18 protein-coding genes are annotated in these 16,971 nt (G+C 45.4%); 7 read left to right on the forward strand and 11 right to left on the reverse strand.

Annotated elements, in window-relative coordinates:
• Nucleotides 1–21: 21 nt before the first annotated feature.
• The 4 genes from MP3633_RS01170 to MP3633_RS01185 form a co-directional block, all read right to left on the reverse strand.
• A complete protein-coding gene (locus MP3633_RS01170; RefSeq protein ID WP_112135596.1) occupies nt 22–1,329 on the reverse strand; it encodes a TRAP transporter large permease in 1,308 nt (435 codons plus the stop codon).
• Nucleotides 1,329–1,847 carry a TRAP transporter small permease gene (locus tag MP3633_RS01175; RefSeq protein ID WP_176334135.1) on the reverse strand — a complete coding sequence of 173 codons (519 nt, stop codon included), beginning with the start codon at nt 1,845–1,847 and terminating at the stop codon, nt 1,329–1,331. The genes MP3633_RS01170 and MP3633_RS01175 overlap by 1 nt, the downstream gene beginning before the upstream one ends.
• A 225-nt stretch (nt 1,848–2,072) precedes the next feature.
• Entirely contained in the window at nt 2,073–3,041 is a 969-nt protein-coding gene (locus MP3633_RS01180) for a TRAP transporter substrate-binding protein (RefSeq protein WP_112135595.1), read from the reverse strand.
• 87 nt (nt 3,042–3,128) lie between these two features.
• Complete coding sequence (locus MP3633_RS01185) at nt 3,129–3,929, reverse strand: putative hydro-lyase (protein WP_176334136.1); 801 nt, start codon at nt 3,927–3,929, stop codon at nt 3,129–3,131.
• A gap of 231 nt (nt 3,930–4,160) precedes the next feature.
• Here MP3633_RS01185 and MP3633_RS01190 point away from each other — a divergent pair, with 231 nt between their 5' ends.
• The gene (locus tag MP3633_RS01190) at nt 4,161–5,423 is read left to right on the forward strand and encodes an amidase family protein (protein ID WP_176334137.1); all 1,263 of its coding nucleotides are present in this window, start codon (nt 4,161–4,163) and stop codon (nt 5,421–5,423) included.
• An 83-nt stretch (nt 5,424–5,506) separates the two neighbouring features.
• On the opposite strand, the gene MP3633_RS01195 is transcribed toward MP3633_RS01190, so the two are convergent.
• The gene (locus MP3633_RS01195; protein ID WP_176334138.1) at nt 5,507–6,415 is read right to left on the reverse strand and encodes a LysR family transcriptional regulator; all 909 of its coding nucleotides are present in this window, start codon (nt 6,413–6,415) and stop codon (nt 5,507–5,509) included.
• A gap of 167 nt (nt 6,416–6,582) precedes the next feature.
• Here MP3633_RS01195 and MP3633_RS01200 point away from each other — a divergent pair, with 167 nt between their 5' ends.
• Together MP3633_RS01200 and MP3633_RS01205 are read left to right on the forward strand one after the other, a co-directional pair.
• A complete protein-coding gene (locus MP3633_RS01200; RefSeq protein WP_112135588.1) occupies nt 6,583–7,164 on the forward strand; it encodes a DUF502 domain-containing protein in 582 nt (193 codons plus the stop codon).
• Between the two features lie 118 nt (nt 7,165–7,282).
• Nucleotides 7,283–8,515 carry a TIGR03862 family flavoprotein gene (locus MP3633_RS01205; RefSeq protein ID WP_244959759.1) on the forward strand — a complete coding sequence of 411 codons (1,233 nt, stop codon included), beginning with the start codon at nt 7,283–7,285 and terminating at the stop codon, nt 8,513–8,515.
• Between the two features lie 102 nt (nt 8,516–8,617).
• Here MP3633_RS01205 and MP3633_RS01210 read toward each other — a convergent pair whose 3' ends face one another.
• The 3 genes from MP3633_RS01210 to MP3633_RS01220 form a co-directional block, all read right to left on the reverse strand.
• Nucleotides 8,618–9,163 carry a porin family protein gene (locus MP3633_RS01210; protein WP_176334140.1) on the reverse strand — a complete coding sequence of 182 codons (546 nt, stop codon included), beginning with the start codon at nt 9,161–9,163 and terminating at the stop codon, nt 8,618–8,620.
• A 353-nt stretch (nt 9,164–9,516) separates the two neighbouring features.
• A complete protein-coding gene (locus MP3633_RS01215) occupies nt 9,517–10,641 on the reverse strand; it encodes an OmpA family protein (protein WP_176334141.1) in 1,125 nt (374 codons plus the stop codon).
• A 299-nt stretch (nt 10,642–10,940) separates the two neighbouring features.
• A complete protein-coding gene (locus tag MP3633_RS01220) occupies nt 10,941–11,837 on the reverse strand; it encodes an NAD(P)/FAD-dependent oxidoreductase (RefSeq protein WP_176334142.1) in 897 nt (298 codons plus the stop codon).
• A 147-nt stretch (nt 11,838–11,984) separates the two neighbouring features.
• Between MP3633_RS01220 and MP3633_RS01225 the strand changes: the two genes are divergently transcribed.
• From MP3633_RS01225 to MP3633_RS01240, 4 genes are all read left to right on the forward strand, one after another.
• Entirely contained in the window at nt 11,985–12,431 is a 447-nt protein-coding gene (locus MP3633_RS01225; protein ID WP_176334143.1) for an Rrf2 family transcriptional regulator, read from the forward strand.
• A gap of 4 nt (nt 12,432–12,435) precedes the next feature.
• Nucleotides 12,436–13,137: a helix-turn-helix transcriptional regulator gene (locus MP3633_RS01230; protein WP_176334144.1), complete on the forward strand. Its 702-nt coding sequence runs from the start codon at nt 12,436–12,438 to the stop codon at nt 13,135–13,137.
• Between the two features lie 112 nt (nt 13,138–13,249).
• Nucleotides 13,250–13,624: a VOC family protein gene (locus MP3633_RS01235; RefSeq protein ID WP_176334145.1), complete on the forward strand. Its 375-nt coding sequence runs from the start codon at nt 13,250–13,252 to the stop codon at nt 13,622–13,624.
• A 229-nt stretch (nt 13,625–13,853) separates the two neighbouring features.
• A complete protein-coding gene (locus tag MP3633_RS01240) occupies nt 13,854–14,645 on the forward strand; it encodes a DODA-type extradiol aromatic ring-opening family dioxygenase (RefSeq protein WP_176334146.1) in 792 nt (263 codons plus the stop codon).
• Here MP3633_RS01240 and MP3633_RS01245 read toward each other — a convergent pair.
• The 3 genes from MP3633_RS01245 to MP3633_RS01255 all read right to left on the reverse strand — a co-directional run bounded on the left by MP3633_RS01245 (nt 14,642) and on the right by MP3633_RS01255 (nt 16,951).
• Nucleotides 14,642–14,959, reverse strand: a complete 318-nt coding sequence (locus tag MP3633_RS01245; RefSeq protein ID WP_176334147.1) for a hypothetical protein — start codon at nt 14,957–14,959, stop codon at nt 14,642–14,644. The two genes, MP3633_RS01240 and MP3633_RS01245, sit on opposite strands and share 4 nt — an antisense overlap.
• 119 nt (nt 14,960–15,078) lie before the next feature.
• Entirely contained in the window at nt 15,079–15,969 is an 891-nt protein-coding gene (locus MP3633_RS01250; protein WP_176334148.1) for a phytanoyl-CoA dioxygenase family protein, read from the reverse strand.
• A 328-nt stretch (nt 15,970–16,297) separates the two neighbouring features.
• Nucleotides 16,298–16,951: a glutathione S-transferase family protein gene (locus MP3633_RS01255; RefSeq protein WP_176334149.1), complete on the reverse strand. Its 654-nt coding sequence runs from the start codon at nt 16,949–16,951 to the stop codon at nt 16,298–16,300.
• Nucleotides 16,952–16,971 lie beyond the last annotated feature (20 nt).

Below are 16,971 nucleotides of genomic sequence, written 5' to 3' on the forward strand. Positions count from 1 at the left end.
CCTGTTTAATAATGAGGCGGGTTAATTTTGCGACATGGTGGTCGGTAAATACGTCACAATTTCAGGAAAAATGCTGATCAAAAGAATCGCGACGCCAATGAGCAAGAAGAATGGCAATGCGGCTTTTGCGACATAGAGAATGTTTTTCCCTGTCAGGGCCTGAATCACAAATAGATTGAAGCCAACGGGCGGGGTTATTTGCGACATTTCCACCACCAAAACAATGAAGATACCAAACCATAACAGATCGATATTCGCGGCTTGTACCATAGGCAATATCACGGCAACGGTGAGTACTACGACAGAAATACCATCTAAGAAACAGCCCAATATCACAAATAAAACCGTCAGATATAAAATCAGTTCCATCGGTGAAAGCGACATGCCCGCAATCCACACAGCCAAAGCTTTAGGAATGCCTAAGAAGCCCATTGCAAGCGTTAAAAAGTGCGCGCCAACCAAGATGAAACCAATCATGCAGGAGCTTTTTACCGCGCCTAATAAGCTTTCCATGAAGCTATGACGGCTGAGCGAGCCAGTACAAGCGGCAAGGATCAGCGCGCCTGTTACGCCAATGGCGGCGGCTTCGGTCGGTGTGGTAATACCACCGTAGATAGAACCTAAAACAAAGCCAATCAAACCGACTACAGGCAAGAGCTTACGTAAGCCTTTGATACGTGCAGACCAGCTGGTTTCATGCCCCGTTGTTTTAGGTAATTCGTCTTTGTGCAGATGGCCCCAAATCATGGTGAAACCCATAAATAAGGACACTAATAATAAGCCTGGTAACGCGCCAGCGATAAACAAGCGAGCGATAGATACTTCAGCGGCAACGCCATACACAATCAAAATAATCGACGGTGGAATCAGTAATCCCAACGTCCCCGATCCAGCCAGCGTACCTATGGCCATGCGATCGCTGTAACCTTGCTTGCGCAGTTCAGGCAAGGTCATACGTCCAATCGTTGCGGCGGTGGCCGCTGATGAACCAGACACCGCAGCAAAAATGCCGCAGCTAAGAATGTTCACATGCAATAATTTACCTGGAACGTTGCCCAACCAAGGCGACAGACCTTTGAATAAATCTTCTGATAGTCGTGTTCTAAAAAGGACTTCACCCATCCAAATAAACAGAGGCAAAGCCGTCAGCGACCACGCGGTGCTGGCGCCCCAACTAGACGTCGCGAAAAGCAAATCGACTTGATAATTTTCAGAAAGAATTAAGCCCAAACCACCAATGGCGATTAGGGTAAAAGACACCCAAACGCCTAAGGATAAAAGGACGAGCATGGCAACCGCCAAGAAGATTGAAATCCACATCATATCCATTAGATTTCCTCCAAAGACAGCGCGTCTTCTTGTTCACTGTAAGTTGGTTTTTTGCCTCTAAGCACCATAATGAATGCATCCAAGATCGCTAAGTTGAGCGCGATAACACCAATTGCAACGGGCATTTGTGGTATCCACAGAGGAACAGGGACGTAGCCGTAAGAGACTTCGTCGTAAATGTAAGATTCGTACACCATATAAGAACAAGCGTAAGACAAGTAACACAGCAACCCGAGAGACAATATGAGGATAATGCCTTCCTGTATTTTACGAGGCACAGGCGAGAAGCGTTGTATCAGCAGAGTGACACGAATATGCCCACCTTCACGGAAAGTATAAGCCAGCCCTAAAAAGGTAGAGGACGCCAGAGCATAGCCTGCAAAGTCATCTGCAGACGGCACAATGAAACCGAATAAGCGGCCAACGATTTGTGCTAACAATAACAAGGTAATAATGACGATACACAAACCGGACAACAGGCCAGAGCATTGGTAAAGTTTTTCTTTTATTTGGCTCATAGTGTTCACTTTTTTGAAGAGAATTGAGGCAGGTTCATGGAACCCCCTCCCAACCTCCCCCTTGTCAGGGGGAGGAGCTTAGAGCTTTGCCTCCCCCCTTCATATCTCAAAGAGTCGGGGTTTAGCACTTGTCCCTTCCTTTCATATCTTCAAAGGGTCAGGCTTTAGCACTTGTCCCCTCCCCTTATGTCTTGGAAGGGGAGGGCTAGGGAGGGGTTGTTCTCTTTACATTCCGTTCTGGTAACGAGACAAAATAGCGCCAACATCTTTTGGAGATTCAGCTGTCCATTCTTCTGTCATGGTTTTACCAATGGCTTGCAGTTCTTTTAGCAACGCAGGAGAAGGGTCTGATACGGTCATGCCGTTCTCAACCAAGGTCGCTTTATCTTTCTCTGCACGTGCTGCCACTTTTGTCCAACCTGCTGCTTCTGCGTGTTTTGCAGCATCAAGTATGACTTGCTGGGTGGCTTTATCTAAACGGCGGAAAGCACGTTTGTTCACCACAATAATATTTTTCGGGATCCAAGCTTGGATATCCGTGTAGTTGTTAACATAATCCCACGCTTGGCTGTCAACACCGGTAGAAGGTGACGTGATCATTGCTTGGATGATCCCCGTGCTAAACGCTTGAGGAATGTCTGGTACTTGAATCGTTGTTGGTGTCGTACCCATTAAGTCCGCAAGGCGTGACGTAGACGGGCTGTAAGCACGCATTTTTGTGCCTGCTAAGTCAGCTAGTGTATTTACCGGTTCTTCGCTGTAAAGGCTTTGAGCAGGCCAAGCTACGGCGTACAGCAACATCATACCGTCTTTATCCAGTTGTTTTGATACTTCTGGTTTAGCGGCTTCCCATAGTTTTTGCGCGTCTTCAAAAGACGTGGCTAAAAAAGGAATATTGTCATGCTTATAAATAGGATTTTCGTTGCCTAAAATGCCGAGAAACACTTCACCGATTTGTACTTGTCCTGTTTTAACAGAGCGAGGGATTTCAGTGTGTTTAACCAATGAACCACCGGAGTGAACCGTAATATCAAGTTCACCTTTGGTGTTGTCTTTGATTTCTTGAGCAAAAGTATAAGCGATTTGAGTCGGTAGGTTACCGTCTCCGTAAGGCGTAGGCATGTGCCATTTTTCTGCAAAGCTGGCGGTAGACGCAAGTCCACCAATAAGTAACGCGCTGGTTAATTTCAACATAGTTCTCGTTCCTTTTTTACATGTCGTTGTTGTTATGTATTACACAGTATTAAGCCCTGTGTGGAGGCTGAGTTCTTTTTTAATTTCCTAAAGAACCGCGAGATCGGTGTCCAAAATATCAGTCACTAGCATTTTACCCGGAGCATGAGTAATGCAAATAGGGGGTTTAGCGTTGCGAATGGCCACTTGCGGCGTCACGCCACAGGCCCAAAAAACAGGGACTTCGCCTTCTTTTACCGTAACGGCGTCACCGTATTCAGGTTTGCTTAAGTCCGTAATGCCAATGTCTTGTGGTGTACCAAAGTGTAGCGGTGCACCGTGTGCTTTTGGAAAGCGTGTGGTGATTTGAATCGCTCGGATCGCATTTTTTGGTGTATATGGACGCATCGTTACAACGGTGTTACCGAAAAAACGTCCTGCTGGTACGGTGGCAATCGAGGTTTCAAACATAGAAACGTTCACATCTTCTTCTATGTTTCTAGGAGTAAGGCCCGCTTGAGACAAGGCATGTTCAAAAGAAAAAGAACAGCCTAATACAAAAGCCACCATGTCATCTTGCCATAAATCCTCGATGTCTGAGCGGCTTTCAACTTTCACACCATTGCGATACACATAGTATTCTGGGATGTCGTGGCGCATGTCGATGTCATCGCCAAGTTCTGGCATGGCAAAGCTGCCAACTTCAGACACGCCAATCAAAGGACAAGAAACAGGATTCTTCTGGCAATAAAGCAAAAATTCGCTTGCCCAATCCGCAGGCAAAATAACCACATTACCTTGCATTGCGCCTTGCGCTAAGCCGCTAGTCACGCCGGTATGTGTTTTATTGCGGATCGCGTGGCGCAAATCAGAGGTTTGTTGCAGTAAAGGTGACGGTGCTTGCTTCATTAACGTTTTCCTTATTCTTGCCACAATTGGTTCATTAAGAGTAGATCTAGCTTACCTTAAAAGTCTAATCGTGTTTTTTTGGGCTATTTGATCAATTTTTTTTATCAAGAGATCGTTGTCGATTATTCTCTCTTTGACGGAGTGGTCCAATAAAGGTAATTTTCCAGAAAAACGTGAGGGGTTATTTCGTGTGAAGACACCTTCAAAGCATGGTTAACAGTGGGCTAATGTATGACGCAATCAAAACAACTGAATTTTGCTTGGCAAGGCCGAGAGTTGATTACTCAGTGGAAACAAGCACAGGAAATATTGGATGCAAAAGGGCGAAACGTTTTTACAGAGCTTTTTGATTATGTGGCACCACAAGAAGGTCCCTTAAACGGAGCAATTATTTCGATTAAAGACCTGTTTCAAGTGGAAGGCTATAAAACTCAAGCGGGATCCGTTTTTATCAACAAACAGCCCGCTCTACAGGATGCGGCGGCGGTTGCCTTGTTAAGAAAAGCGGGTGCGAGTTTCTTGGGTCACACCAATATGACGGAACTGGCGTATTCTGGATTGGGATTAAATCCGCATTATGGCACGCCGGATAATCCAATAAATCCGGGTCGTATTACCGGAGGATCAACCAGTGGTGGTGCCGCGTCTGTCGCCTTGGGCGCAGCCGATGCCGCATTGGGTACGGATACGGGTGGTTCGTTGCGTATTCCGGCGGCATTTTGTGGTTTAACGGGGTTTAAACCGTCTCAGCAAACGGTATCAAGAGAAGGCAGTTTGCCTTTATCAGATGCGCTTGATTCAGTTGGTCCTATTGCCAAAACGGTTGAAGAATGCGAACGGCTTTGGCATATATTGTCTGGGGCTTCTGGCACGAAAAATGGAGCCGATCTTTCTCAACTGACATTCGTCGTGCCAAGTAACTTTGGTATGAATGATTTGGATGCTCTGGTTGAGCAAGGCTTTAACGAGAAATTAGCGCGTCTTGAGGCCGCGGGTATTGTGGTTGAACGACGCTTTATTGCAGCACTAGAAAGCTACAAAACCTTGCCTGTATGGCAGTTCTCGGCGTTTGAATGTCAGGCTTTTTATAGCAAGGCTTATGATTTGGCGACGGCGAACATTGACCCGCGAGTCGCTTCTCGCATAGTGCGTGCTAACACCATTAAATCTGAAGATTTTCAGCAGACTCAAGCTGCTCGACATGCATTTATTCAGCAGATGGCAGAGGATGAGCCGAATACGGTTTTCTTGCTGCCGACCGTTGCCGTTGTCGCGCCTAAGTTGTCTGATTTAGAACAAGACTCTGAATACGATCGTTTGAATGTATTGTGCTTGCGTAATACGTCGTTAGCGAATGTCTTAAATGGCTGTAGCCTTTCTTTGCCATTTTGCTTTCAACAAGAGCCAATGGGGCTGATGTTGACTGCGGGCAATGGTATGGATCAGGCACTATTGGATTTGGCAAAACAATGGCAGCCTATCGTAAATGGTTAGTTTTGTGTTTTTTATGAATTTCTCAAAGCTTGGCGTATAGAGCGCCAAGCTTTTTTCTTGTCAGAATTTTTAGGCTTGAGGCTTTAATCAGTGCTCTGTTTTTTGTTGTATTCCTGAGCAGCGATGACGGCGATATTGGTCGCCACTTCCGCAATGGGATTAAACGGCTCATCCGAATAGGACGCGGTGAATGTGAGGTCGCTTGGCGTCCAAACGGCTTTTATCTTTCGTAAAGTTCCCGCTTCTAGTTCTTTTGTAATCATGATGTTTGGTAGTGTTGAAATACCGACGGAATCAATTGCTAAACTGCGGCAGGCGGCTAAAGAAGTCGAGGCAAAAAAGTGTGCTGGTGGTCCGTCGAGTTCACGGAATTTTTGATTGATTTCTATATAGGGTTTGGTGGCGCGGGCGTAAGTAATAATTGGCCATTTAGCTAATTCTTCCAAATATAAGAGCCGATCTGGTAAGTCTAATGTTGGGCTGGCGACCCAAGAGAGCGAAAAAGTACAGAGTTCACGATTGATGATATTTGGCTCTGAAATTGGCCCCATTAATAAACCTAAATCCAAGGTTCGGTCTTTGATACTTGTCGTTAGGTTCGCGGTGACATCCACCGTCATTTCGACATCTAGGTTGGGCATGTCCTTGTGCAGCCGCGACAGGAAATCGGGCAACCAAGTGTTGACGATGGTTTCCGATACGCCCAAACGCAGTACGCCAGAGTATGCATTTGAAATGCCTGCGCGTTTTCGTAATTGTTCTGTTTGATAAAGAATTTTTTCAATATAGGGCAACAGTTCTTTGCCTTTTGACGTCAGCATAATTGGGCTTGAGCCGCCTTCGCGCTCAAAGAGTTTGACGCCTAACTCAGCTTCTAGCCCCGCAATTCGAGCCGAAATCGCGGGTTGTGTGGTGTGAAGTCGTTCTGCGGCTTTGCGGAAATTACCTAATGAGGCAACCCAGACAAAGGTTTCTAGACGTTTGTAATTCACATTTTTACTCCGTTGAGTAATAAGAGACAGTAAATAAGTAGATATTGAGCAAAAGAGTATAAGGCCTATGATGTTTCGGCAATCTTTTCGTTAAGTGGTGCGAGAGTCATAGGTGTGGCACAAAGCTTGCGTTATGCTGTGAACAAATTCATAGGATCATTCATAAAATGAACAAACTGATTTCTTTATTGTTAAAAGGCTTGGTCGCGGTTTTGCCGATAGGCTTGACGGTGTATTTGATTTATTGGTTATTGGCCACAGGAGAAGCACTCGCTCAGCCGATCTTGTTGTTCCTGATTCCTGATGTTTTGTATTTTCCTGGATTGGGGCTCCTTGCCACATTGGGCACCTTGATGTTGATTGGTTTCTTGGTCAATCTTTATGGTGTGCGTTATTTGGTGAAGCTCAGTCATAACATTTTTGAACGCATTCCTTTGGTGAAGTCCATTTATGGTGCGATCAAAGACATGATGATGGTGTTCAACCTCGCCGAAAAGAAAGAAATGAAAAACGTGGTGTCGCTGGAATGGAACGGCGCTCAAGTGATTGGGTTTGTGACCGGCGAACAAACTGGAAAACAGCTGTTTGGTGAGCAAGACTTAGTGGGTGTGTATGTGCCGTTAAGTTATCAAATTGGCGGAATTACTCTGTATATTTCACGAGATCGCTTAACTGAATTGGATGTCGGCGTTGAAGAGGCCATGCGACTTGCGTTGACGGCTGGCGTGCAGAGTAAACCTAAAACATAAGCTAACGATTACTATTTTGCTGTGAGCCATTGGTGCTAGCAGCAAAATTCTTTATCATGCGCTTCTTTTTTAGTAACTCTTTAAAGTGATGTTGGCAAGTATGCAAGAAGTGGTGCAAATGCAAAAAACAGTCATTGTTGTCGGCGCGGGCCCTGCGGGCTTGATGGCGGCTGAAGGTATTTGTGCCGCCGGTCATCAGGTTCATGTCTACGACGCTAAACCCAGCGCGTGCCGTAAGTTTTTATTGGCTGGTGTGGGTGGCATGAACATTACCCATTCCGAAGCGTATCCTGAGTTCATTCAACGTTATTACGACAAAGCCAATTGGTTAGACACGGCAATCGGTCAGTTTGACGCCGATGCCTTGTGTGATTGGATTCATAACTTGGGCATTGAAACCTTTGTGGGAACGTCCGGTCGAGTATTTCCTAAAGACATGAAAGCCGCGCCATTACTACGTCATTGGTTGACGCGTTTGCGTGAGTCGGGTGTGGTATTCCATATGCGCCACAAAATGATCGCATTGGACAATAACCGAGTGACGTTTGACCACAATGGCGACGATGTTGTCGTTCAGGCGGATGCGATTGTGTTGGCGATGGGCGGGGCTAGCTGGCCTAAGCTTGGCTCTGACGGTGCTTGGCTGTCTACTTTACAAGATAGTGGTGTTTCGGTTGCACCACTACAAAGTGCTAATTGTGGCTTTTACAGCGAGTGGAGCGAGCATCTGCAAACGAAGTTCGCTGGCAGTCCATTGAAAGACGTCGCGTTTTCTTTCACCTTAAACGATGGTCACGTGGTGACGAAAAAAGGCGAATGCATTGTCACCAAAGACGGCATGGAAGGCAGTCTGGTTTATGCTTTTTCTAAGTACTTACGAGATGGTATTAATGATTCAGGTCAATCGTCTTTGTTGATGGATTTTTTGCCTCTACAAAACGAAGAACAAGTGATTAAAAAACTGCGTAATACCAAGGCGAAGGAATCATTTGGTAAATATTTAAAACGTACGTTGGGTATCAGTGGTGTGAAAGCGGCTTTACTGCATGAGTTTTTCTCGAAAGAAGCGTTTCATACGCCGGAATCGTTAGCGCGTTGTTTAAAAGCGGTGCCAGTGAGTTTTTATAAAACGAAGTCGATCGATGAAGCGATTTCCAGCGCCGGTGGTGTGTGCGAAAGCAGTGTGGATTCCGTCTTGATGTTGAACGCTGTTCCGGGCGTTTTTTGTGCCGGTGAAATGTTAGATTGGGAAGCGCCAACCGGTGGGTATTTGCTAACGGCGTGTTTTGCCACAGGGCGTTTAGCGGCCAAAGGCGTGTGCGATTTTTTAGCGGATCGCGGCGTGACATAAGGTTTGGTTTACGGACAGTACGCATAAAAAATGCCCAATGGAAACATTGGGCATTTTTGTTTTGATGGGGCTTTTTTCGGCTAGTCGTGTTCTTGCGAGCGTTTAGTTAGACGCTTGCTGGCCTGGCATACCGAAACTGTATTGCACACCAATCGATGTAACGTTATCCAAATGGTTGTCTTCTATGTCTTTTACTATGCGGAAGTCGGCACGAAGATCGACATCGCTATTAATGGCGTATTTTACGCCACCACCTGCATTGACCAATAAGTTGTTTGAGTCGCCATCAACATCGGTTATACCAACACCAGCGGCCAAGTAAGGGGTTAAGCTCACTGTGGTGAACTCAGGTAGGCTGTATAAGCCATCAACTCGGTACTGGTCTAAATCGTTGTTGCGACCGCGCTTACTGGCATCTGAATGAAGGTAAACCGCCTCTAAGGCCAGTGGGCTGTTTGTTTGGTAGCCGACTCCAATGGAGTAAGATGTATCATTGCCAGCTTGTCTATCACCATCTGTGTTGTAGTAGCCGATGCTCGGCGTCACTGTGATGCCTTCTTTTGGCGTTGCGGCATAGGTCATGGTCGCGATGGATGAAGCAATCAGGACACCGCTAAAAAGAGTACGTGTTTTAAAAGAGGTAGACATGTGAATTTCTCCTAATGAACATAGTGTTATGTTGTTCGCTACTCAGATTACGCTTCAATTTTTTTATTGAAAAGCCCCTCTAAAAAGTGCAAAAAATAGGACGTGAACCACCGCTACTCAATCATGACGTAAGCTTTACCAATGGGGATGTGTTGGGGCGATTAGACGATGAAAAAGTGCGTAAAAGAGTGTAGAAAATACGTTTCTTATTACAGTAAATTTTCACTTCAGAATGACGAAAATTGATTGTGGTAGAAGTAAGCACTGCACGTTCATAAAGTAGCAATTTTGCAAAAAAACGCCCGATGTTTCCATCGGACGTTTTGTGTTTTTAGAACAGTTTGTGGTTGTTTTTATTTCGATGAAATAATGGCCACAACACGACGGTTGGCTTTGCGGTGTTCTGCGGTGTCATTGTCAAACAAAGGCGTATCTTCACCGTAACCAATGGCACTGACGCGATCTTCGGATACTTCAAAGGTTCTAATCAACACATCGGCAATGGCTTTAGCGCGTTTTTCAGAAACGGTTTGATTGTAGCTTGCGGCACCGCTGTCGTCGGTATGACCTTCGATTAATACGGTGCTTTGTGGGTGTTCTTTAAGGTACATGGCAAGCTTTTCTATTTCAGGGTAGTACTTTTGTTCCACATCGGTTTTGTTGTTACCGAATAGAACGTTTAATTTAACAGGAGGTAATGCGGCGACTTCGGGCGCTTGCTCCGTTAATTCTGGTTCTTCGTTTTGAGCCACAACTGGCGCTACCATTACGGGTTCGTCTTGCATGACGTCTTCGGCAGGTACCGCTTTTGTGTTGGCAACGTCAGGTTCAATGGCTTGCTGTGGTTCAGTCGCTGAAACCGGCTCTGGTTCTGGCTCAATTTGTGTGTACGTTGTGGCTTCAACCGGCGTGTAACCACTGTCGTCAGAAGTCGATTTTGCGGAGGGTCGACCAAAGGTCATTTGAACGCCAAGCGAGGTGATGTTGTCGACTTGATGGTCTTCTACGTCATCCACCAAACGGAAATCAGCACGAAGGGAAACCGTATCATTTACGGCGTATTTCAAGCCGCCACCAGCGTTTAATTGTACGTTGTTGTGGCTCGACGAATTGCCAAAATCAGTAGTCCCCACCCCAGCCGCTAGGTAAGGCGTGAGATTGGCCGAACGGATTGTTGGCAAGTGGTACAAACCGTCTAGTCGATATTGATCTACATCGACGTTACTGCCGCTGCTCGATTGTTCCGTGTCGGCGTTTAGGTAAACAAACTCCACTGCCCAAGGGTTATTAAATTGATAACCAAGACCCAATGAATAGGCTTTGTCATCCTTGATGACTCGGTCGTCATCCATGTTGTAGTAGCTAATACTTGGCGTTACGGTGAAACCTTCTTCTTGTTGCGCTAACGCCAAGGTTGAAACAGATGACGCGGCAATAATGCTGCTTAAAATAGTGCGCTTTGCTATGTTGAAAGACATGTTTTATCTCCTGATAAATATCTGTGTTGTGTCGTTCTTTTTCACAGCATAGCCTGTTTTATGATGCTTAAAAATGTCGTGAAAATACGCTGAAACCCTTATGTCATCTGGGATTTCATATTCATGACGTAGAGTTTACTTAACAAGCGCTTTCAACACAGAGTGGGCAACGTAGAGGCGAAAAAAAGCGTAGCAAAGGAGATATTAATTACACGAGTTTTGCATTCCAGTGAGCCAAAACAGAGGTGAAAATTGGCTTTCTACCTCTGAATGGCATGATAAAGGCGACGGTGTTGTTTTTAATCGTGCATTAATGACTTATGAGCTCCGACACCGGCCATAACGCCAGACGCCGACGCGAGCGTGGCGTTTTGCATCGGATTAGACACATCGCCAGCGGCGAAAAGACCTTTCACACTGGTTTGTTGAAAATCATCTGTCTTAATGACAAGACCCAGCGGACCTTCTTCGAATTCACATCCTAGCTGTTCTGCAAAGGGACTCGACATGTGTGTTTTGGGAGCGACAAACAATGCCGCTATATAAATGGTTCGGCCATCGGCAAGATATACGCTGGAAATCTTTGGCGGCCTTCCGAGTACTTCTAATACTTGCGTGCTTTCAATGGTCACGCCGCGTTTCATTAGAAACGCACGTTGTTCGTCATCTGGTTCGTATAGACCTTGAGTAAAATAAGTGGTCGGCCCCCAATCAGGAATCATTCCCGCCTGATGAGCGGATAGCACACTGCTTGCGATGACACCAAGTGGTTGATTACGCACCTCATAACCATGGCAATAAGGGCAATGAATGACGGTCGCACCCCAGCGCTCTTTTAACCCCGGAATATTGGGCAGTTCGTCTCTTAGACCAGTGGCTAAAATGAGTTTTTTACTGTGCAGCGTACTACCGTCTTCCAGAGTGACGTTGAACCCTGCTGCACTTTTTTCCACCGCGCTCGCTTTTCCTTCAACAATGCTGGCTGTCGGATATTTTAGTAATTGGCGGTATGTTTCCTGTTGAATCGCCAGCGGCGATGCGCCATCTAATCCAAAAAATCCGTGTGACTGGTCGGCAAAGCGATTTCTGGGTTCGCCCGCGTCAATAACCGTCACCTTTCTTTGTCCTCTTACTAGCTGCATAGCAGCGGATAAGCCAGCAAAACTCCCGCCTATTATGATGACATCTTGTTGCATTAGTTTGTTCCTCATTTGTAAGTTTGAATAATTACATCAAGAAACATCATAAGTTACATGAAATAATAAAGTCAACTCACGATACTTTAAATGTTTCATGAAAACTGAGTTAGAATAACGGCATTATCAATGCTAATGAGATTTTTGATGAGAAAAGACAGTCGTTTATCGCGTATGTTGCACGTATTGATTCACATGGATCAGCTTGATGCTCCGGCAACGTCCGACAAAATTGCCAGTATGCTTAATACCAATCCTGTGGTCGTACGCCGCACCATGGCCGGTTTGAGAGATAAAGGTTACGTTACTTCGGTTAAAGGCCACGGCGGTGGTTGGTCGCTGGAGATCCCTCTATCCAAGATTACCTTGTTCGACATTCATGATGCGCTGGGGGACAGTTCAGTTTTCACCATAGGACTGTCTGATGAACACACGTCTTGCCCCATTGAAATTGCGGTAAACAAAGCCATTAGCGATGCGCTGATTGAAGCAGAAGCATTGTTACTAGCGCGCTTTAAAGACGTTACCTTGGATGTGCTAGCACTCGGTTTCACTGATTATCCGCCTAATATGAAGGCTTTTTCAGGAGAATAATAGTTTGTCTCGCTCCCAACGCTTACTTACTCTGATTGAGTTACTACGCAGCCATCGTTATCCGGTGGCAGGTAAGCATCTTGCTGAGACATTAGAAATTAGCCTAAGAACCTTGTACCGCGATATTGCTACCTTGCAAGAACAAGGTGCTAATATTGAAGGCGAAGCGGGAATGGGTTATGTCCTAAAGCCAGGTTTTTTATTGCCGCCTTTGATGTTCAATGATGAGGAAATAGAGGCCTTGGTATTAGGCGCTCGTTGGGTGGCGCAACGGACTGACAGCCAGTTAAGTGATGGTGCAAAAAACGCACTGAATAAAATCGCCACCGTGTTACCGCCAGAACTCAAGAACACACTAGATGACACTTCTTTGCTGATTGGTCCTAGTAAAGATACGGTGATCGACTCGGTTAATATGCCTGAGGTTCGCTTAGCGATCCGAGATGAAAAAATTCTTTCTATTACCTATTACGACTTAAAAGACAATAAAACCACGCGTCGTATTTGGCCTTTTGCATTGGGTTATTTTGATGAAGTCCGTGTGTTGGTAGCGTGGTGTGAATTACGACAAGAAATTCGGAATTTTCGTACCGATCGACTTCTGACTTGTGAACTAGAAAAGACGCGTTATCCGACACCTCGCCATGCTTTGTTAAAGCGTTGGCGAGCGACACTTCATGACATTAGCACTACAAAAGCCAACTGATTACTGCTGACAGAAACTGACATACCTGCTGTTTATTCTATCGTCATCGAGGCAAAACTCGGTGACAGCAACGACGCTTTTTTATAAGCAAAACATTGAATAGGAAAACAGCATGGATCTTTCAAACTTTATTATTTTGTATGTCGACAATGTTCAACGTAGCGTGGACTTTTATCGTCCATTATTCGATCGAGAGCCAGTGGAATCAATGGACGGTTTTGCCATGTTTGTCTCCGAAACCGGCAACAAATTTGCGCTGTGGGCGAAAAATGACGTGATCCCTAAAGTAGGCGATGTGAAAGCAGGTGCAATGGAGGTGGCGTTAACCGTGGATGGTATTAGTACGTTACAAGTTCATTACGCCAAATGGCGTGAATTAGGTGTGAAGATTATTCAAGAAACCACAGAGCTAGACTTTGGAACTACCTTTACAGTACTTGATCCAGACGGCCATCGATTGCGTGTTTTTTGTAATGAAAAAAGTTAACAACTGACCCTCTGAAGAACTTATTAGGTGACTAATGAGTTCTTTTTGATCGAACTTAAAAGAAATATAAGTAATGGGTTGGTGAATATTGTTTCGTATTTAGAAATAGTGGGTTAACTAGATGTGCATTGATCAAGCCCAGTGGCAAGCCTAGACTGAGTAACATCAAATTGTGCCAAAGAAGCGATGAGTTTGGTGGCCAATTATGCTATTTCAGAGGTTTACCATTATGTTACCGACTTATTTTATTTCCCACGGCGGCGGCCCTTGGCCTTACATTCCAGACATGCGTGCGATGTTTGCTCATCTTGAAACTGCGCTCGCAGATATGCCAAATCAGCTTAAAGAAAAACCCAAAGCCGTTCTGATGATTTCTGGTCATTGGGAACGTAAAACCTTTGGCGTTCAATCCAATCCAACGCCGGGTATGGAATACGATTACTCCGGTTTTCCGGCACATACTTATGACGTTAAATACGCCGCACCAGGTTCCCCAGAAGTGGCTTCAAGAGTGGCTGCGTTGATAAAAAACGCTGGCTTTGCAGTGGAACTTGATGACAAAAAAGGCTTTGACCATGGTGCGTTCACGCCGATGGAAGTCATGTACCCAAAAGCGGATGTCCCTTTGGTACAATTGTCGCTCAAATCTAATCTTGATCCAGAGGAGCATTTGGCACTTGGTCGTGCACTGAAACTATTGCGTGAAGAAGGTGTATTGATCGTCGGTAGCGGCTTGAGTTATCACAATCTACGCATGATGGGGCCGCAAGCCAAAGTCCCGTCAACAGCGTTTGATACCTGGTTACAAAATGCCTTGATGCACACAACGCCAGAGCAAAGAACACAGTCATTAGTCGATTGGGAGCAGGCGCCTTACGCGCGAATTTGTCATCCAAGAGAAGATCACTTAATACCACTCATGGTCGCTGTTGGTGCCGCAGAAAACGCACAAGCCACGTGTGTTTATCATGAAAAAGGCGTTTTCGGCGGAACGACCGCATCGAGCTTTCGGTTTGATTAAGCGCTCTTAGGATTTTTTGTCGTATATTTTTTGGTGGCTCTGGATCGAAAACCGGATCTAGCGCCCACTTGTTTGATACGACCTTTCATTTCCAGCATCGCGATTTTTATCTTTTTGTTCGTGACGGCCAGCTTCTTTAATTGCTCTATCTCTTTTAATGCCTCAGCGAACTGCTTTTTAGTTAGCAATATTTCAACCACTTTCTGCATATCAGCAACGACTTCTGTGTGATCCGTCGCAAAGTTAGACACGCTGATTTCAAACGCGTTTCTCGCATGTACTAGGTCATCATCGGGTTGCGTAAATGTTGTCATGAGAACCTTAGGAAGAGTGAAGTGAGTATGCGCTGTATTTTATTGGGAAATCACCGCGACTGCATTCTTATTCATTGTCTGAATAAAAATGTCGACGCAGGATCATTTGTCGGTAGTTATCATTGGCGCCTAAAATCGAGTCGTAATACTTGTCGAGGAAGGTTGGAAATATTCGCTGAAAAAGTGTGAAGGCAGCGTGGATCAAACACAATGATATCACCAGCCACGCCAGTTAATGGGACGACTTTTTGTTCGAAACTATTATGCGTACTGCCTTCCTCTATGAATCGTTGGATGCGTTTATCAGGGGGGCCTTCGTTAACCAGCGCTTGGAACCAAGGGTCTTCTTGAATTAGCGGTTCTAAAACCTGATCCATAGGCAATAGAGTTACGTCTTTAGGGTTTTCAAAAAGTCCGCTATTCACCGATTCAAAGGCGTTTATTAACGCTTCGTTATTGGATGTGCCGAGTACTTTGGCGAGAGACGCTATACGGCGGTGCGATCCTGAAACGACGGTTGTGGCTCCCATGTCCGCGCTCACATTATCGAGAAATACAAAGACAAATAAACTCCAAGGTTCGGCGTCTCCCACCACAGTGGGTTCATCATTATGCCAAGATTGATGGGGCACATTCCAAACCGTCTCGGATCCTGGAAAACTCAATAAAGAATACCAAAGATCCAGAGGGCGCCATGCGTGAGCGCCAAATACATGATCGATAGCAGGCTGGATCGCATGTTCTATTTCGTCCAATTTACCCGATGCTTTGAGATCTCGCATAATCGAGCCCATACCGTTCAATCGTTTTGCGCGAGCGTTTCCGACAGGGTTGTTAGTATCGGAAAACCAGGTGCTAGGTTCATCGACATTAATGCCAAATTTGCGGTTAATTTCATGCCAAAAATGGGTTCGTACATCGACAACCTTTTCAATATCGATGACATTGGAGAGTTTAAGTACCCCTTTGTTTTGGAAGTCTTCAAGTTTAGATAATTCAGTCGTTGTCATCGAATTGGTTTCCCGTTCAGCGTTAGCGTCTCAGTGCATTTTTTGCCTATGGCGAATAATACCATTGAGCTCACTTGAAAGAAGCACCTGTGCACTATGGCAAAAGCTAATTTTATTCTGAAACGGATGACATGAATTTGACCTACTTTGTAGATCAGCAATGTCGAATACCATTCGGGCATTCGGGCATTCGGGCAATGGGTAAATTTAAAGCGTCAGTCGAGCAAACTGAGGTATTTAATAAGTGACGCTTTGACATATTGAAAATACGAAAGCCCTATTAGGGGCTTTCGTTTTTTATGTTGGAGAGACTAAATGTTGCGAGAACCTAAACGGCTTCGCCTATTTCACCTGCGGCGTAGACGTCGGTTTCGGCGATGGCATCGTCAAGCCATTCTTGCATCGCTGGGTGCATGAGCATGGTAGTTTGGTAGTCACTTGCCGCTGCCGACAACGCGATGCCATACGTTTTAAAACGAAACATAACAGGCGCGAAAAAGGCATCGGCTAAGCTGAATTTGCCGAACAAATAGTCGCCGTTTTGTGCGTTTTCGGCGCGTAATTTTGACCAAAGCGCATCCAGCGTGGCGACTTCTTTTTTGGCTTGATCGCTCAGTTCGACATGACGTCGTGCTCGGCAGTTCATTGGCATCTCAGTGCGAATACCAAACAGTCCAGAATGCATGTCCGCAACAACAGAGCGTGCCACGGCTCGTTTGCTCTTGTCTACTGGCCAGCCCTTTCCGTCTAAATAGGTTTCATTAATGTATTCGCAAATGGCAAGAGAATCCCACACGCTCAAATCGCCATCTACCAAAACCGGCACTTTACCCACAGGAGAGTGTTTAGCAAGTTCTGTATAGAATTCGTCGCTAAACAAACTGAGCTTTATTTCTTCAAATGGAACATCGAAGGCTTTTAATGCCAACCAGCCTCGTAAAGACCAAGAGGAATAATTTTTGTTGCCGATAATGAGTTTCATGTGTTGCGCTCCTTTTTGTG

The organism is Marinomonas primoryensis (genome assembly GCF_013372285.1).
Taxonomy (GTDB): domain Bacteria; phylum Pseudomonadota; class Gammaproteobacteria; order Pseudomonadales; family Marinomonadaceae; genus Marinomonas; species Marinomonas primoryensis.

Excerpts from the sequence above, each read along its gene's own strand:
- MP3633_RS01170 (WP_112135596.1), bottom strand. The coding sequence starts at position 1,329 with ATGGATATGATGTGGATTTCAATCTTCTTGGCGGTTGCCATGCTCGTC.
- MP3633_RS01175 (WP_176334135.1), bottom strand. The coding sequence starts at position 1,847 with ATGAGCCAAATAAAAGAAAAACTTTACCAATGCTCTGGCCTGTTGTCC.
- MP3633_RS01180 (WP_112135595.1), bottom strand. The coding sequence starts at position 3,041 with ATGTTGAAATTAACCAGCGCGTTACTTATTGGTGGACTTGCGTCTACC.
- MP3633_RS01185 (WP_176334136.1), bottom strand. The coding sequence starts at position 3,929 with ATGAAGCAAGCACCGTCACCTTTACTGCAACAAACCTCTGATTTGCGC.
- MP3633_RS01190 (WP_176334137.1), top strand. The coding sequence starts at position 4,161 with ATGACGCAATCAAAACAACTGAATTTTGCTTGGCAAGGCCGAGAGTTG.
- MP3633_RS01200 (WP_112135588.1), top strand. The coding sequence starts at position 6,583 with ATGAACAAACTGATTTCTTTATTGTTAAAAGGCTTGGTCGCGGTTTTG.
- MP3633_RS01205 (WP_244959759.1), top strand. The coding sequence starts at position 7,283 with ATGCAAAAAACAGTCATTGTTGTCGGCGCGGGCCCTGCGGGCTTGATG.
- MP3633_RS01210 (WP_176334140.1), bottom strand. The coding sequence starts at position 9,163 with ATGTCTACCTCTTTTAAAACACGTACTCTTTTTAGCGGTGTCCTGATT.
- MP3633_RS01215 (WP_176334141.1), bottom strand. The coding sequence starts at position 10,641 with ATGTCTTTCAACATAGCAAAGCGCACTATTTTAAGCAGCATTATTGCC.
- MP3633_RS01220 (WP_176334142.1), bottom strand. The coding sequence starts at position 11,837 with ATGCAACAAGATGTCATCATAATAGGCGGGAGTTTTGCTGGCTTATCC.
- MP3633_RS01225 (WP_176334143.1), top strand. The coding sequence starts at position 11,985 with ATGAGAAAAGACAGTCGTTTATCGCGTATGTTGCACGTATTGATTCAC.
- MP3633_RS01235 (WP_176334145.1), top strand. The coding sequence starts at position 13,250 with ATGGATCTTTCAAACTTTATTATTTTGTATGTCGACAATGTTCAACGT.
- MP3633_RS01240 (WP_176334146.1), top strand. The coding sequence starts at position 13,854 with ATGTTACCGACTTATTTTATTTCCCACGGCGGCGGCCCTTGGCCTTAC.
- MP3633_RS01245 (WP_176334147.1), bottom strand. The coding sequence starts at position 14,959 with ATGACAACATTTACGCAACCCGATGATGACCTAGTACATGCGAGAAAC.
- MP3633_RS01250 (WP_176334148.1), bottom strand. The coding sequence starts at position 15,969 with ATGACAACGACTGAATTATCTAAACTTGAAGACTTCCAAAACAAAGGG.
- MP3633_RS01255 (WP_176334149.1), bottom strand. The coding sequence starts at position 16,951 with ATGAAACTCATTATCGGCAACAAAAATTATTCCTCTTGGTCTTTACGA.